The organism is Adhaeretor mobilis, from assembly GCF_007741515.1.
In the GTDB taxonomy this organism is placed as follows: Bacteria; Planctomycetota; Planctomycetia; order Pirellulales; family Lacipirellulaceae; genus Adhaeretor; species Adhaeretor mobilis.
Window position 1 is genome coordinate 5,189,584 of record NZ_CP036263.1, and the last position, 17,272, is coordinate 5,206,855.

Annotated in this window: 10 protein-coding genes; 9 read left to right on the forward strand and 1 reads right to left on the reverse strand. The window is 53.5% G+C overall.

Features of this window, described 5'->3' with window-relative positions:
- Positions 1–84 precede the first annotated feature (84 nt).
- The 8 genes from HG15A2_RS20440 to HG15A2_RS20475 all read left to right on the forward strand — a co-directional run bounded on the left by HG15A2_RS20440 (position 85) and on the right by HG15A2_RS20475 (position 12,735).
- Positions 85–1,614 carry a sulfatase-like hydrolase/transferase gene (locus HG15A2_RS20440; protein WP_145062817.1) on the forward strand — a complete coding sequence of 510 codons (1,530 nt, stop codon included), beginning with the start codon at positions 85–87 and terminating at the stop codon, positions 1,612–1,614.
- Between the two features lie 115 nt (positions 1,615–1,729).
- On the forward strand, positions 1,730–4,141 hold the full coding sequence (locus HG15A2_RS20445) for a PDZ domain-containing protein (protein WP_145062820.1): 2,412 nt from the start codon (positions 1,730–1,732) through the stop codon (positions 4,139–4,141).
- A gap of 384 nt (positions 4,142–4,525) precedes the next feature.
- Positions 4,526–5,296 (forward strand): 3-keto-disaccharide hydrolase, encoded by a 771-nt coding sequence (locus HG15A2_RS20450; protein ID WP_145062823.1) that lies wholly within the window; start codon positions 4,526–4,528, stop codon positions 5,294–5,296.
- Positions 5,297–5,340: 44 nt separating this feature from the next.
- Complete coding sequence (locus HG15A2_RS20455; RefSeq protein ID WP_145062826.1) at positions 5,341–6,849, forward strand: glycoside hydrolase family protein; 1,509 nt, start codon at positions 5,341–5,343, stop codon at positions 6,847–6,849.
- 163 nt (positions 6,850–7,012) lie between these two features.
- Positions 7,013–8,437 carry a sulfatase family protein gene (locus HG15A2_RS20460; protein WP_246117811.1) on the forward strand — a complete coding sequence of 475 codons (1,425 nt, stop codon included), beginning with the start codon at positions 7,013–7,015 and terminating at the stop codon, positions 8,435–8,437.
- An 8-nt stretch (positions 8,438–8,445) separates the two neighbouring features.
- Positions 8,446–9,822 carry a sulfatase family protein gene (locus HG15A2_RS20465; RefSeq protein ID WP_391483929.1) on the forward strand — a complete coding sequence of 459 codons (1,377 nt, stop codon included), beginning with the start codon at positions 8,446–8,448 and terminating at the stop codon, positions 9,820–9,822.
- Between the two features lie 57 nt (positions 9,823–9,879).
- Positions 9,880–11,322: a sulfatase-like hydrolase/transferase gene (locus tag HG15A2_RS20470; RefSeq protein ID WP_145064187.1), complete on the forward strand. Its 1,443-nt coding sequence runs from the start codon at positions 9,880–9,882 to the stop codon at positions 11,320–11,322.
- A 3-nt stretch (positions 11,323–11,325) separates the two neighbouring features.
- Complete coding sequence (locus HG15A2_RS20475; RefSeq protein WP_145062834.1) at positions 11,326–12,735, forward strand: sulfatase family protein; 1,410 nt, start codon at positions 11,326–11,328, stop codon at positions 12,733–12,735.
- Here HG15A2_RS20475 and HG15A2_RS20480 read toward each other — a convergent pair.
- Positions 12,727–16,119, reverse strand: a complete 3,393-nt coding sequence (locus tag HG15A2_RS20480) for a hypothetical protein (protein ID WP_145062836.1) — start codon at positions 16,117–16,119, stop codon at positions 12,727–12,729. The genes HG15A2_RS20475 and HG15A2_RS20480 overlap by 9 nt on opposite strands.
- Before the next feature lie 193 nt (positions 16,120–16,312).
- On the opposite strand from HG15A2_RS20480, the gene HG15A2_RS20485 reads away from it, so the two are divergent.
- On the forward strand, positions 16,313–17,269 hold the full coding sequence (locus tag HG15A2_RS20485) for a family 43 glycosylhydrolase (protein ID WP_145062838.1): 957 nt from the start codon (positions 16,313–16,315) through the stop codon (positions 17,267–17,269).
- Positions 17,270–17,272 lie beyond the last annotated feature (3 nt).

The following is a 17,272-nucleotide window of genomic DNA, read 5'->3' on the forward strand; positions in this document are numbered from 1 at the left end:
GTGGTCGATCCTAGCCCCAAGAGCCAGGGGGCCACTTCCAGCATCGAATAGTTCTGATTTGCAGAATAATCGTGAGCAGAAGACATGAAACAAATCCAGCTATTGGTGCCGCTATTCCTAGTAGCGGCAAGCCTGTTTACTCCAATTGCCCGTTCGCAGGATCGCCCCAATATCATCTTCCTGATGACGGATGATCAACGTTGGGACAACATGGGCTGCTACGGACGACCGGAATTCAAGACGCCGAATATTGACCAACTAGCAAAACAGGGTGTTGTCTTTGATCAAGCTGTTTGTGCAGTTGCGATTTGTATGCCTAGCCGGGTGACGATGATGACTGGTCGACATGTTTCCAATCACCGAGTGGGATTCGTGGCACCTAACGACTATACCTTGTCGCAGGCCGATTTTGCCAAGGGCTACCCCGCAATGCTCAAGGAGGAAGGATATCGAACCGGCTTTATCGGCAAGGTGGGATTCACGGTTACCGAGAAGGCGCAGCGGCCAAGTACGCCAAGAGAGCATTATTACGAAGTGAATACAGGTGAGGTCTTTGACTTTTTTGCCGGCAGTGAAACTGTGCCTTCTAGGGGCCTCGAACTGTGGCCAGCCAATGATCCAGGCCTGCAGGAAATCTACCGAGCGGGGCGCAAAGGCACGGGACGTACGCTGAAGACTGGCGAGGCTATCCTGCGGTTCTTGGATACCCAGCCCAAAGACCAACCGTTTTGCCTTTCTGTCAGTTTCTATGCCGTCAAACATGACAGCGACAGAGATATGTATATGCCGCATTATCAGCAGTTCAAAGATTACGGATTCTCGGCGCCGGACAACTGGGTGGAAGGCGATAATGAAAAACTTCCGCAGGTGGTGAAAGATCACGCCCGTGGTGTGCCGCTGCATCGCCAGCGTTCATCAACCCCTGCGATGTATGAAAACCTGGTGCGCCGTTTTGCGACTCAGGGATACAGTGTCGATCAGCAAGTGGGGCTGATGATGGAGAAACTGAAGGAGATGGGCCAGCTTGAGAATACGGTTATCATTTACACCAGTGACAATGGGCGATTTCAGGGATCGCACGGTCTGTTCGATAAGTGCCTACTCTACGAAGAATCGGTCAGGGCGCCGCTCATTGTTTTTGACGGGCGGATATCTGACTCCAAACAAGGTCGTCGTGAAGATGCCCTGATTTCTTCCGTTGACATGGCACCGACGATTCTTTCGATCGCAGGATTGAAACCCCCGGCCACGATGCAGGGGCGTGATTTCAGCGGGATCTTGAATCAGACACAGGACATGTCCGAATGGCGGGATGCGGTCCTTATGGAGGACCTTTTTATTGTTAAGCTATTCCGCTCAAAGCGTAAGCCGAATGTAGATGACATCAATCAGAAGCTGATTGATGCCAACGAATCCTATCGTTCCCGTGGAATACGTACAGTTCGGTGGAAGTATTTTGTCTACTACGAACAGAGTCCTCCAATCGAAGAGTTGTATGATTTAGAAATTGATTCGCAGGAACAAACTAATCTGGTGAATAGTCCGGAGCATGCTGAGGTGTTGCAGAAGTTGCGGAAGCGGACTGAGGAAATGTATAAGGAAGCTGTGCGGTAGAACTATCCGAGTGATCTGGCTCGCGTTGTACTAGCAGAAGTTCCGGACGAGGTATCCAACTGCAAACACGTCCGGGTAACAATGTCTATTAAATATCAAGCTCAAGGAAAACTTCATGAAATACCCGCCTAGATATTGCTCGTGGACATTAGCGTTGTTGTTTTCAATAGTTTGCACGCAGTGCGTTGCGACAGAGTTTTATGTTGCTCCTGTGGGAAGTGATACCAACCCGGGAACAATTACCGAACCGTTCAAGACGCTGGAGAAAGCCCAGCAATCGGTGCGTGATGCCCTGCCCAGTGCCACAGAGGAAATCAATGTTTGGATACGGGGCGGAACCTATTACCTGGAAGACACCCTCGTGTTCGGACCAGCGGATTCAGGTTCTTCTTCTGTGCCGGTTACGTATTCCGCTTACCCCGATGAAACGGCCATTATCAGCGGATCCATTCCGCTGTCTCCAAAATGGAGCCCCCATGAGGGCGATCTACTTGTGGCGCGCGTCGAAACCGGGCTGAAGTTTGACATACTGTTCGTTGACGGCGATCTGCAAATATTGGCGCGTTACCCGAACTTTGATCCGAAGGTGAAAATTCTCGATGGCTATGCACCTGATGCTCTGAGCAAATCACGCGTATCCCGATGGTCTGACCCTACAACCGGTTTTGTACGGGGTTTGCACAACAACGAGTGGGGCGGAAACTCGTATAAGATTATCGGCGTCAAACCCAATGGCGATCCGCAGCTTGATTGGGTGGGTGACAACAATCGCGGAAAAGGCCTGCACAGAAAATACCGTATGGTTGAGAACCTTTTCGAGGAACTCGATGCCCCGGGGGAATGGTTCTATGACGAAACAGACGGCAATCTTTACTTCTATCCACCGGCGGGTATAGATCCTTACACGGCAACCTATGAGGGTGCCTCACTTGAAGAGTTGATTCGCATCGTGGGTACACCGGAGAAGAAGGTAAAACATCTGGCGTTTCGCAACCTTACGTTTACCGGCACGCACCGCACCTTGTTCACTCGCGAATACGAAGGTCTGCAGCGCAGCGACTGGCGTCTGGCCCGTGCCGGAGCCCTCTTCATTCAAGATGCGGAGAACGTCACGATTTCCGACTCTTGTTTCGACAGAGTCGGCGGCAATGCCATCTTCTTGAGTGCCTACAACCGCAATCATTTGATCATCGACAATGAGTTTATTGAGAACGGTGCCACCTGCGTCAATGTAGTAGGAAGCACCAAGGCATTGCGCCATATCAATTCATGGGATGATCATATTACCGAGGAGGGTGAAATTGATGGCAAAGCCGGACCACTGACAGAGGATTATCCCAAAGATATCACGATCAGTAGGAACCACATGCAAGATAACGGACGCTTTGAGAAACAGACCGCTGGCGTGAATATCTCGATGGCGGAGAGCATTAAGGTCAGCCACAACACAGTTCACGGTAGTCCACGTGCCGCACTGAATGTGTGCGACGGGACCTGGGGCGGTCACGTGTTTGAATTTAACGACATCTTTGACTGCGTAAATGAAACGCATGATCACGGGCCGTTCAATTCATGGGGTCGTGATCGGTTCTATTCCATCGGCGGCTATAACCACAGTGGTTCCAAGGGAGAGGTTAAATCTAAGTACGCCTCGCTCGATGCCTGGAAGACCACCATCATTCGCAACAACCGTGTGCACTACGACCAGCCCAGTTCGTTCGGCATCGACTTGGACGATGGGTCTAGTAACTACGAAATCTACAACAACCTCTTACTGAATACGGATATTAAGCTGCGCGAGGGATTCAACCGTGTGGTCTACAACAACATTCAAATCAACAAACGGGGTGAGTTCCATGTTTGGTACAACGAGTGCCGCGACAAGTTTACCAACAACATCTTGGTCAACGATGTGGCCTACAACACCAAGTATCTTAAGTCATCCCGGGCGAAGAAAATGGGCTGTGTGCTTGATTACAACCTGTTCTGGAATAGCGGAGACGAGGTCGCCCTTGGCGATGGCGGTTGGGCGAAAGTTGGCTGGGATGTTCACTCAGAAATTGCCGATCCGATGTTTGTCGATCCAGCATCCAACGACTACCGCGTTAAGAGAGAGTCTCCCGCGCTCGCTTTGGGTTTCAACAACTTTCCGATGGACCAGTTCGGTAAGCCCGGCGCGCCACAACCACCCGCAATTACCATCGGTTCCGGTGCATCGGCCGCCGCAACCGCAGAGCCGTTGATGGGCGGCATGATCGCCAGCATCACCGATATGGCCACGCAATCGGTATTGGGCGCACCCGATCGCAAAGGAGTATTTTTCGAGTCGTTGCCAGCCGATAGTTACGCAGCTAAGCAGGGCTTCCGAAAACACGATCTGATCAAGGCGATGAATGGCAAAGAAGTGACCACCAAGAAGAACTTTTGGAGGCGATATGAATCAATCGAATCGGGCTCAACCGTAGAGTGCACGATCGTCCGCAATCAACATGAGGAATCGCTTTCCTTCGTAAAACCGTCACGTTAGAGGCGTTCGCGCATTATTAGGGGATGAGTAAGTTATTGTGTAGGACTCCTGTAGAGCCAGCGAATCTGAGCCAACTCTGGAGCCTATGATCCTTTGAAGGCGTTGCGATTTTGCAAACAACGCCTCCCGAGAGTTATCATCTCTGTTTCCGATTAAGCTCTCGAGAAAACTCGCAAGGTCGACTTGGAATGCAACGCTAGGCAAAACGTAAATCAACGGCTTCGCTTTCCAGAATCGCACATAAAAATGGAGTAGGATACTTGTTTCACGAGCCTTAAGGTCCCGAAAAGGTGCATGAAAGAACGTGATGTTGCGGCCTCGATGGCAGTGAAGACCGAAGAGTTGAAGAAGCAAACTTAAGAGACAATGGCAAGGTAGCAACCAATGTATAACCAACTTCAATGGACGATCTTTCTTCTCATCGTACCTATTACGATTTGTACCCCGAGCGGCGTTACATTCGCTCAAGTCGCAGCAGTCACTCCTGTCACGACAGAGGACTCCTCGATGTCAACACTTGGACTCGCTCCGCCTACTGAGGCGGTGGTGCTGTTCGATGGATCGAACTTCGATGCCTGGAAGCCTTTTTCGTGGAAGTGGATCAATCCGAACGACGATCAGAACGAAATCCAGTGGAAGCTTGTCGATGGCGACGCTATGCAGATCGCCTTTGAATTCGAAGGCAAGCGTCGAAAGCAGGTTCTTTGCACGAAGGAGAAATTCGGCGACTACCGCCTGCACCTCGAGTTTCAGTTACCCAAGGAAGGCACCGGCAACAGTGGGCTATTCTTTGGACCGTTGTACGAGCTCCAGATTCTCAACAGTGCAGGCAAGAAGCGTCCTGGTCTCAACGACTGCGGCGCGATCTATCTAATACGTGCACCCGACTCGAATGCAGCTTTGGGACCGGGCCTGTGGCAAACGGTCGATTTAGAGTATCAGGCGGCACGGTTTCGCGAACACGAGTATATTGCTGAAAACAAGAACGCCCGTGTCACTGTGCGGCTTAACGGAGTGCTTATCCACGACGACTACAAGCTTTCGGTACGGCGGAACAAATATGGCGCATACCCCGAAAAACCGCTCTCGCACATCATCCTGCAAGACCATGACTCCGAAGTGAAGTTCAGAAATATTTGGCTAATCAAACAATGAAACGAATACAATGGTGCAATATGAATTGTAAGCGACTTTTCACGATGGCTCTTCTGATCGCAACCACTCTTGCGATGGCCAATGCGGAGGCGAGTGAGGCTTGGGTCATTGACAGTCAGGCCCAGTGGGAGGAAGCCATTCCAGCAGAACCGGGCTCCGCAAAATCAGGACTGGAGTTGAAGGACGGTGTAGCGAGCCCGACCGGCAATTCGGCTACACTGCAAAGCGCACTAAAGACATTCGATAAGAAGCACTCAGCCCAGTCAATTGTTTTCGAGCAGTCACCGGAATGGTTGAATTGGGAGCCGACAGAGAACTTGGGTCCTGTCAATCTGGGAGATGCTCCAGTGATGTTGAGTCTTGGGCCAGATAATTACTGGATGTTTGGTCGCTACATGAAAGAATCCAAAAAGGATGGCAAGAGCCCGTTGCCGCCGTTTACTCCTGAGCCAGCTACGCTGGAAGGTTTCGACATACCGTTAAAAACGACTAAGTTTCCCAATCAATTTGACGCGGCCGGCGGATTGAAAAAGGGAACCGGAGGCTATCACGCCTGGCAAAGCCGCGACATGGTCAACTGGGTTCATCACGGACCCATTACTGAGAGTGTCGGCAAGTGGATGACGACCGCTGAGTTTGCCGATGGAAAAGCGTACTTCTACTATGACTTTCCCAATGACCAGGACCCTCACGTCTATGTCGACGCCGACCTGTTCGACGGTCTTCCAGGCGACAACAAGGGGATGGCCTACGACGATCCTTCCCATGGGTCTGACTGCGCGATCATCCGCGACCTTGACGGGAAGTTTCATCTGATTGTGGAAGATTGGAGTCCCATCAACGCGCGGACCCACGCCTGGGATTCTCCGCTTGCGGCTCACGCTGTCAGTCCTGACGGAATTCAGGACTTCAAGCTGCTCTCGCCCCCGGTGGACGAGCGCACGAAACCAACCGGCCAGATTGGAACTTACAATCATCCGCACTGGGTCAAGGAGAATCCCGAACGTTTCATGACAAATGTGGCCGAGTACGAGATACACGAGCCAGAGCAAAACGCCTACGGCGATTGGTCAGCGATTTGCATCGGCGGGCAGTACTACCTGTTTTGCGACTTTGATCCTGCTGAAGGCAAGAACATGAGCGTCGGGTGGTTCACGGCGTCGAGCATTGACGGCCCCTTTTCGTTTTGCGATTCCCTCGGCAAGGGGCACCCTGACCCGGATATTTGCTTCGCTGAAGGGAAGTTCTATCTGGCGACTCAAATGAAAACCGATTATGTCAGCGCCGGTCCTTGGGTCGAATCAGTCGAAGCTCGTGTCGGGGTCGATACCGATGGTGACGGCAGCGTCGATCACTGGGGCGATTGGCAACGAGTCAAAGAAACGTACGACTACACGCCTGGTTTTGCCAAGCAGATACAGAAGACTCCAGCTTCGATCGACTTGTCAGATCTACCCGCAGGCTTTGGCTTTCAGTTCGAAGTCAAAGTCACCGACACGACCGAGAACAAGTCGAAACCGAAGCTTGACAAGGTCACTCTGACATTTGAGTGAACCAGTTCTTTAAGAATTTTAGTGGGCAATCTTCTCGCTTGCCCAATTCGTCCATAGCAAACAGACCGGGGCACTTGCCCTGCGGTACTTGTTCTTGAGTAGGAGTTTGATGAGGCACCTAATTATTGTTTCGTGTATGGTCGCAGTTAGCGCTACGTACGCGATGGCTGAGAAACCCAACTTCGTCATCATTCTTACAGACGACCAGGGTTACGCTGATGTGGGCTGCTATGGTTCCCCTGATATTCGCACGCCGCGACTAGACGCCATGGCTGACGAGGGCGTGAAGTTCACAAATTTCTATGCGCAGCCGATCTGCGGGCCATCGCGCGCAGCGTTAATGACCGGCTGCTATCCCATGCGGGTTGCCGAGCGGGGCAGTACGAAGCAGGTCCATACGATTCTTCATAGCAAGGAAATCACTATTGCGGAGATTTTGAAAACGCAAGGCTATGCGACCGCCTGTTTTGGGAAATGGGATCTTGCCAAACACTCGCAGTCGGATTTCTTCCCAGACTTGTTTCCTACGCGGCAAGGCTTCGATTATTTCTTTGGCACGCCGACCAGCAACGACCGCGTTGCCAACTTGTACCGCAATGAAAAGCTGATCGAACCAAAAGCTAACATGGCGACTCTGACCGAACGCTACACCGACGAAGCGATCAGTTTCATGCGGAAACATAAGGACGAGCCATTCTTTGTCTACCTTCCTCATACGATGCCGCACACTCGATTGGACGCCTCGTTGAGATTCAAGGGCAAGAGCAAACGCGGGCTCTACGGCGACGTGATAGAAGAGATCGATTTTAACGTGGGCCGCATTCTGGACGCGGTGCACGAACTGGATCTGGCAAAGAACACCTATGTGATTTTCACCAGCGACAACGGTCCTTGGCTGTCCAAGAATAAAGAACACGCCGACGGTCATTTGCCGAGGGATCACGGCGGTTCGGCGGGCCCCTTGCGGAGCGGAAAGGTATCGACGTTTGAAGGTGGCGTCCGTGTCCCTTGCATTGTTTGGGGGCCCGGTCGCGTGCCAGCGGGGAAAACGTGCGATGCGATCGTGAGTACGCTCGATGTCCTTCCCACCTTTGCGGCTTTAGCTGGCGGGGAAACTCCTGCGGATCGCGTTATTGACGGGGAGGATATACGCCATCTGTTTGGCGGCGAATTCGATAAAGCTAACGCAGACAAGACGCATTTCTACTACCTGAGAATGCATCTGCAGGCGGTGCGACAAGGTAAGTGGAAGTTGCATCTGCCACGCGAGATAGAACCGATTGGCGCCGCCCCTTTTAGTCGAAATCCGCACATTCCCATCGCCGACCGCATCGGCTTTCCCAAGCCGTTTCTCGTAGATTTGGAAGCCGATCTGGCCGAGACTACGGATGTCAGCGAACAGCACCCCCATGTTGTTAAGCGGTTGCTCGCCTTAGCGGAATCGATGCGTGAGGACCTTGGCGACTTCGACCGGGTTGGAAAGAACATGCGGTTCTTCGACCTGAACGGGCTGCGTCCGACCAAGCCGCCGGTTCCAGTGGCTCACAAACCCCACAGCAGCAAACGAAGCAAGGAGATAGAACGTTGAGGACTTTCATTATTACTTTTGGCCTGTTTGTGGCGCTTGCCCTTCGCTCGCAAGCCGACCAGCCAAACTTCGTTGTCATCTTTGCGGACGAACTGGGGTACGGTGACATCAGTTGCTACGACCCGAAGGGTGTCGAGACTCCGCATGTTGATGAATTGGCTGCAGAGGGATTTCGCAGTACGGATTTCTTTATCCCTGCCAACGTTTGCAGCCCCTCGCGAGCCGCATTGCTGACAGGCCGCTACCCGATGCGTTGCGGAATACCTGTTGCCCGGTACGAAAAGGCTGGCTCAAAGTATGAGGATTACGGTCTCGTACTTGACGAAATCACCATCCCCGAATTACTAGGGGCCGCCGGCTATCGCTCACTGATTGTCGGCAAATGGCACCTTGGTATGGAGGTCGAGGGTTCGCACCCCTTGGACGCCGGCTTTCACGAACACCTGGGCATTCCCAGCAACTACGCGACAAACCCGAAGGCACGCGGCCCGAACGCAGACACGCTCTATCGTGGTAAGCAGGTCGAACAGAAAAACGTTCCCCTGGAAGAGCTGACGCAGCGTTACACGGATGAAGTCGTCGAGTTTATCGGCCGGCAAAAGGACGAACCTTTTTTTATCTACGTCGCGCACCACATCGTCCACGGTCCGCACCGGCCCAGTGTAGACTTTGTGGGAACTTCCAAGAAAGGCAAGTACGGCGACTTCATCAAGGAACTCGATCACAGCACGGGCCGCATCATGAAAGCCTTGCACGATGCGGGCGTCGATGACAATACGTTGGTAGTGTTTACCTCCGACAATGGCCCCACCTTTCACGGCTCTGCGGGACCGTTGCGAGGCGGCAAGTACTGCACGATCGAAGGCGGGCATCGCGTGCCGGCCATCTTCCGCTGGCCGGGCAAGATACCAGCAGGGCAAGTCTCTCACGCAACGCTATCGAGCATGGATCTGCTGCCGCTGTTTTGCGACCTCTCTGGCGTGGAGAGACCGCAGGAACGGAAAATCGACGGAGAAAACATCTTACCGATTCTCACAGGCAAAACTGACGAGTCGCCGCATAAGAGGCTGTACTACTACAACGGCACAAACCTGCAGGCCGTTCGCGAAGGTGACTGGAAACTTCATCTGCCTCGTAGTCAGAAGGATCAACCCTTTTGGAACAAGAAGAAGCACGCGTCTCGAGTATTCGTAACGCTTGACGAACCCCACCTCTTTAACCTGAAAGAGGACATTGGCGAGAAGAATAACCTCGCCGCTCAGCATCCTGAAATTGTTGTGCGTTTGCAAGAATTTGCAGAAGAAGCACGTGCCGAACTTGGCGACGTACACACGACCGGCACCGATCAGCGAAGAATCAACCTTGTGGATCCGCAGGAGCGGTAAGGCTTGATTGCATCGTCCCGAGTTGTTTTTTCGGATAGGAGTGAAGTCTTGAGTCAAATGCTAGTCGCTATATGCCTTCTTGCAGGCCTTGCGCTTCGGACAGACGCCGCCCAGCCTAACGTTATCGTCATCATGGCGGACGACCTGGGCTACGCCGACGTTGGCTTCCAGGGCTGCAAGGACATTTCAACGCCCAACATCGACCAGCTTGCTAAAAGCGGAGCGCGCTTTTCGCAGGGCTACGTTACGGGGTGCATGTGTGGTCCATCGAGAGCTGGCTTTATCACCGGCCGCATTCAGTCCACCTTTGGTTACTATGTGAATCCCGCTCAACCATTGGATCCCAAGCAGGGGCTTCCAGCAGGCATAAAGACCGTCGCTCACCATATGCAGCAGCAGGGATACGTAACCGGCGTCGTCGGCAAGTGGCACATGGGAACGGCCGATCATCAGCATCCCGACGCAATGGGGTACTCCGATTGGTTCGGCTTCCTCGGTGGAGGATTGATGTACTATCCGCTGGATCATCCCTCGTACAACGGCCGGTATCTGACAAAGGAGAAACCGTGGAGTACGCGTGACATGCACCACACGTTGCCAATGCTGCACAACGGCACGCCCGTCGAGTGGAATCAATATCTGACTCGCGAGTTGACCGAGGGCGGCATCCGGTTCATCGAAAAGAACCGCGATCAGCCCTTCTTTCTATTCATGTCTTACAACGCACCTCATGAATATCTCGAAGCACCTGCAATAACGATTGCAAAGTACCCCCCCGATTCAGTGAGCGACGTTCCCGGTGTGCCTGCCAAGAGCCGGTCAATCTATGCCGCGATGGTAGACGAGATGGATCAGGGAATCGGACGATTGATGGAAACGCTCAACAAGCTGGACCTCGCGGACAATACCGTCGTCTGGTTTCTAAGTGATCACGGCGGCCTGAAACGCACCAGTGACAACGGACCGCTGCGTGGAGCGAAAGGAAGTGCTTACGAAGGCGGACTCCGTGTTCCCTTCGTGGTCCGCTGGCCGGAGAAGGTGGCACCGGGTACAGTGCTCGATCATCCCGTGACATCGCTAGATATCGGCGCAACTTCACTGGCTCTCGCCGGCGGGAATGTGAAACAAACGAGTCTGCATGGGAGTGACATCACCAGCTATATGACTGGCCAATCGGCCGACGCTCCACACGATGTGATTTACTGGCACGTCGGTCGCAGTCCCCAAGACCTATCCGGAGTAATGCGTGACGGCGACTACAAAATGCTCGCGAAACGCGGCAGAGTCGAACTGTTCAACATCAAAGACGACCCGTCTGAGTCCACAGACCTTGCCAAAGCCCAACCGCAACGGGCCAAACGAATGCTGGTCCAATGGAATGAGTGGAATGGATCGAACGCACCGCCATTGTGGAAGCAAAGTGGACGCAAAGACTATCAGTATGCCGATTATGAGTGGCTCAAGGGCACGCCGCACTACCAACGAACAAAGGAAGAATAAGCAATGCCTAGTCGTCAGCTTCTTGTGTTAGTGACCTTCTTGTGGTGCTGCCAACACACGTTCTCATTTGGGTTTGATCAACCACCAAACTTCGTGGTCATCTTTACAGACGATCAAGGCTACGGCGACCTGAGTTGCTACGGTGGTGCGCACGTCAGCACGCCACGCATCGACCAAATGGCGGCCGAAGGAGCCAAGTTGACCAGTTTCTATGTGGCAGCGCCAGTCTGTACGCCGTCGCGTGCCGGGCTTATGACTGGGTGCTATCCTACACGGATCGGGATGGGGAAAGGCTCGAAGCACGGGGTGCTACTCGCCGGTGATGCGAAAGGCCTCCATCCTAACGAAATCACCATTGCGGAAGTGCTGAAATCGGTCGGCTATCGAACAGGCATGTTCGGCAAATGGCATCTCGGGGACCAGCCCGAGTTTTTGCCGACAGAGCAGGGATTCGACGAGTACTTTGGAATTCCCTACAGCCACGATATCCATCCCTTTCATCCGCGACAGAAACACTATCAGTTTCCACCGCTGCCGCTTCTGGAAGGCGAAACCGTTGTCGAAATGGAACCCGATGCGGACTTCCTAACCAAACGCATCACGCAGCGGTCTGTGGAGTTTATCGAGAAACACAAAGACGATCCATTCTTTCTCTACATTCCACACCCCATTCCTCACGCCCCACTCCATGTTTCGCCTAAGTTGATGGACAAGGTCTCAGGCGACGTCGTGGCGAAGCTGAAAGAGGAAGACGGCTACATCGACTACCGCACGAGAGACAAGCTTTTCCCTGAGGCGATTGCTGAGATCGATTGGTCCGTAGGGCAAATCCTCGACGCACTCCAAGCGAATGGTCTCGACGAAAACACGCTTGTGCTGTTCACCTCAGACAATGGCCCCCCGAGGAACACCCTCTTCGCCACAGCTGGACCATTACGCGGCCACAAAGGATCAACTTTCGAAGGTGGCATGCGCGAACCAACCGTCATCCGCTGGCCCGGTAAAATCCCCGCGGGTGAGGTGAACAATCAATTGATGACAGCCATGGACCTGCTGCCGACATTCGCGAAGCTGGCAGGCGCGGAGGTTCCAACCGACCGAATCATTGATGGCAAGAATATTTGGCCAACACTGGCCAAAAACGCCGACTCGCCTCACGATGCGTTCTTCTACTATGCCGCCAATACGCTCAAAGCCGTGCGGTCGGGGAATTGGAAACTCCACACGAACAAAGGAAAACCAACGGAGCTGTACAATTTAGAGGACGACATCGGCGAGACGAATAACGTGTTGGGTGAGCATCCGAAAGTCGTAGAGCGGCTCACGGAGTATCTCGCCGATTTCGCCGCAGACATCGCCAAGAATAGCCGCCCCGCTGGCTTTGTCGAGAATCCCAAGCCGCTTTCAAAATAACTCTTGATTTCTGGCGTTCAATGGGCCTAACAGGAGCATCGCAGTGCAGAGCAGCAGCGCTCCACTCGCCGGTTCCGGCACGGCCATCGAAATCGGGGTCGACGCGACCACTTCGCTTCCATACTCCGCTTGCCATGCGGGAATGAGAGAAGGTGCGGAACGCTGGATTGCTAGAAAGTCGGCACCGTCAACGTCGTTGTCTCCATCCCAATCGGCTTGCAAGGCGGCGACGACTCTAAGATACGCCTCGTCGGTTCTGTAGTTGATCTGCCACGCTAGGTCGGAGTCCAAGTCCGGCAGAGTAAGCGTATCAAACTGGCCAGTGATAATTCCGCCGTCGTTCAAGGTGGCACGTAGTATGCGAAAAAAGTCACCTAGCTCAGGTTCAAAAACGCCTTCGCCGAGATCTACAAGCGATACTTCTAGCTCGCCCGCCAAGTCAAGCGTCCAGGCGGTGAGAACGTCAAACTTGCTGCCGTTTGGGGTGGTTCTGCCAAGTTCCAGTTGTAAGATGCCGGACGCGGATTGCTCGTAATGCCCAGCCATTCGTAGCTGACCTACCGAGTCCCCGACGGTTACCGTACCGTGGTTGAGGAACCGTCTCTCATTCTCGCTGCCGAAGATCATACTTAAATGGCCCTCACCCTGGACCTTGCCGCCCTGCTCGTTCACTAAAGATGCGTAAGAGACCCTCATGTAATCAGCAAAATGGATCTCCGCCCCCGCTCGATTGAACAATTGGCTGTGGTCGTTGTCATCCGCCCCTTCCAGCGTCATCGTGGTTCCCGCACCGGCGCGAATAATCCCCTCATTCGCCATCTGTTCGTCGAAGACGATTCGGAATCTCGACTCGTCTCGGCTTTCAATCAAGCCTTCGTTCACCCAGTTGGGGCCAGCTCCGACCGTGAGCCAGCCATCGCCGTGGGCAACCAATTCGCCCCGCTGTTGGAACAGCCACCCTTGAGATGCTGTGGTGATGGTCAGATGCGAATCGTTGCCGGCCTCGATGCGGCCCTCATTGGTGAACAGGTAGTCTGTTGGATTGATAAACGCAGCAAACCCGCTACTTGAAATCGTGTGGTCGGGGCCGTTGAGCAGGGTCGAGTTTTCCGGAACCCACAGCTCACCGTCAAAGCGTATCTCCCCACTGCCGAGAAAGCGGACTCGGCCAAGCCCTTCGTAAGTGCCATTCGATTGGTGGCCGTTGATCGAGCCAGTGGTTATCACTCCGTCGTTATAGATTGTGCCGGCGAGGACCGTACCGTACGGTGCTTCAACGTGCCCGCTGATGTGGGCTTCGGCAGCCGAACTGGGAATCCCGAAAGTTCCGTAGTCGTCGGCCGTGTAATTGATCGAGCCAAACTGTATAACCCCCCCTTCGTCGGCGTGCAAAATTCCGCCAACGACGCTGCCGATTGCGACGGTCGAACCTGGGCCCGCGTAGATCGTTCCTGGGGCGGTGTTGCCGAATTCGTCGGTCTCGTAATTTTTGATTCTGGAACCTTCGTCGAACCAGATGTATAAATCTGCGCCGTCAATCGCGCGGATGATGCCGCTGTTGGTCATCAAATTTCGATCGTTGCCGTCTTTAAACGAAAACTCGTTGAAGGTCGACGAATCGTTCGCTTCGATGATGCCACGGTTGATGAATTCTAGGTTTTCAATACTGGCTGTCCCATGTCTCGTTTCTTTGAATCTCAACGTATTGTCGACATTGATCAGCCGCGAGGCGCCCTGCCACTCTTTTTCAAACCCCGGTGTCGAGATCGAACCTCCCCCGGTGAGTGTGACTTCGTCGGCGGCGATGAGGATTTCGTGGGCATCGAATTCGTGGGTGAAGATCGTACCGGTGTTGTCGATGTGTCCGACCAGGCTGAGATAGTCGTCATTGTTTAGAGACGGTCCGCTTTCGATGAACCCCTCCAAACGCACGTTCTCTAGAATGCTCTTACGAAGTGATAGGCCCATGTCGGGCTCGGGTTTGAACGTGGAACCCCGGATTGTACCGCCAAAAGTGCGCACGTTGCAAAGGCAAAGTGACGATTCATCGTCTACTTCAATGACGCCTCTGGTGTTGTTCAAAGTGTCACCCTCGAATCCAAGTCCCAGGTTTCCCCCATTGACCGCACGAATGACGCCCGAATTCGTCCAGGCCGCTTCACCGGGAGTTTGGCCTTCAGGACCGGAGAGATCTAAGTTCAGCATGCTGTGAGGGCCATCAGATTCGATCACCCCGCGATTGTCGACCAAAAGACCTTCGCCAAACGTTGAGGCGTTGAATACTTGGGGGTCGGAGGAACGGGCAGTGATTGTATTGTCAACGTTAATGAACCTAGGTGTCCCCTCGGCCAGATTCGTGACTGTGCCGCCTGAAATCGTCGCATCGCCGATGAGTTCAATGCTCCCACCGCCCGAAACGGCCACTTGATTGGCAATCGCCAGATTCCCATGGTCGACTGTGATCGTTCTGAGATTCGCGAAGGTGCTGTTGTGGAGCGTAGCGTCACCGACAATCGTCGTTTGTGCATCGAGCTCAACGTTCTGGAGCGACACGCTGGAGAGCAGTTCCACATGACCTTCTTCAACACCGCCTGTGTTGGACGTCTGAATCCGCCCGCCGTAGATGTTCGCCTTTTCAATCAACACACGCGAATCGCCCTGCGCCTCGATCGTGCCCAAGAGATCGTCATCTTGATTCAAGATCGCCCCGTTTTCCCATTGAAACAGACGTAGCGTGCCACCATTGCTCGCGCGGAGCGTCCCGCGATTGAACAGGTTGTCCGTGTCATTGTGGTTCCCCTGCCCCAGTTGTGCTTGGACGCTGAGTTGAGCGACTGGCTTGTTGGCGTCGATCAAGTGCTCGTTCCAGATCGCCACCAATTCGATAGTGCCGCTGCCTTCAACAAGGCCCTGGTTCCAGAACAAGTGAGCCGAACCCTCGCCGTTGGGGCTTTGCCACCCGAGTTTTCCATAAGTTAGGGAAATGAGACCTGACGGCGTGTTGAGCGAGGTCTCCCTGATCTTCAAGCCGTTATAAGGACCAAGCGTGTTCTCTATATTGATAGTACCAGAGTTTTCTAAAGCACCGCTCCGAACTTCCGTTGCGGAAACGGTGAGCTCGTCGCCTGAATCCACGACCAAGCCATAGACAAAGTAGCGATCATCGGCAATCACACTCGAATTTTGGTTCGTATTATCGTCAATCCGAACGGCGTTTGGACTCGAAAAGCCAAGCGGCACCTCACCCAGAGACCAATTTTCCGCAACGCCCCAATTGCCCGTCGGCGGGCCGATCCAGACGTTGGTCTGAGCGTTGACTAGCGACCCGGCGTTCAAGAACGTCAGGACTATAACCGAGCAGAGCGCCCTTGTAGTACGATTCATAGGGAGAAAGTTCTGAAAAGCCGATGCTGGCAAGAGTCACTTTGCGATGAGAGGTCATATTATGATGCAAGAGCCAATTCGTGTCAAAAAGGCTTGAACGCTCACACTGTTTGTAGGTCTCATGAATCGTGCTAGATTGTTGCTTCCTGAACCGGTTCAGCGCACGCACAAAAATGGTAATCCGAGCTAGAGCATGAAACTACTTTTTGGGGCAGCAGCTACACTGCTAATGGCCGTCGCAGCCCAAGCGGACGAGCCTAACACCAAGCTATTAAAAGTCGAATATTCCGAAGCGAAAGGAATTGGCCCGGAAAAGGGAGTGATGCGCCGAGACCCCAGCGACATTATCAAGGTCAATGACCACTTCTATGTGTGGTATTCAAAGGGGAACATCTCTCCAGGTTACGATGCGACCGTTTGGTACGCGACTTCGCCCGACGGCCACACATGGACCGAAAAAGGCATGGCGCTCGACAAAGGCGAGCCCGGCACCTGGGAAGCGGCGAGTGTGTTCACGCCCAACATTCTCGTCGCGGAGGGACGCTACTGGCTTTTTTACACGGGGACTTCCAGGGAGTTTGCCAGGCCCTTCAACCCGGACTCAACAATAGGCATTGCCGTTTCAGACTCACCCGAGGGTCCCTGGGAACGTCTCGCCACCAACCCGGCCCTAAAGAACAGTGACAAGCGGGAGGACTTCGACAGTCACCTAGTTGATGACGCATGTCTGATCAAGCGCGATGGGAAGTATTGGTTCTACTATAAGGGGCGTCAGCTAGGGAAAAGTCCGGCGCAAACTCAAATGGGCTTGGCGATCGCAGACCATCCGCAGGGCCCTTACGTGAAGCATGAGGAGAATCCCGTGATTCCTGGCAATCACGAGGTGCTCGTCTGGCCGCAGGGAACCGGCGTGGCCGCGATGATCGGCAAGGTGGGACCCAAGGAGATCACGAATTCGATCCTCTATGCTGAGGAAGGAATTCGGTTTACCAAAACCCACAAGGTTATCAATGGTCCGCGGGCTGGTGGTGCCTACCGTTCTGAAGCGTTTACAGATGATGGAACTGGGAAGCAGATTGACTGGGGCGTGCATATTGGAATTCGGAAGGGATCGCTTCCGTACATTCAGCGTTTTGACCTTAGGGAGTAATGA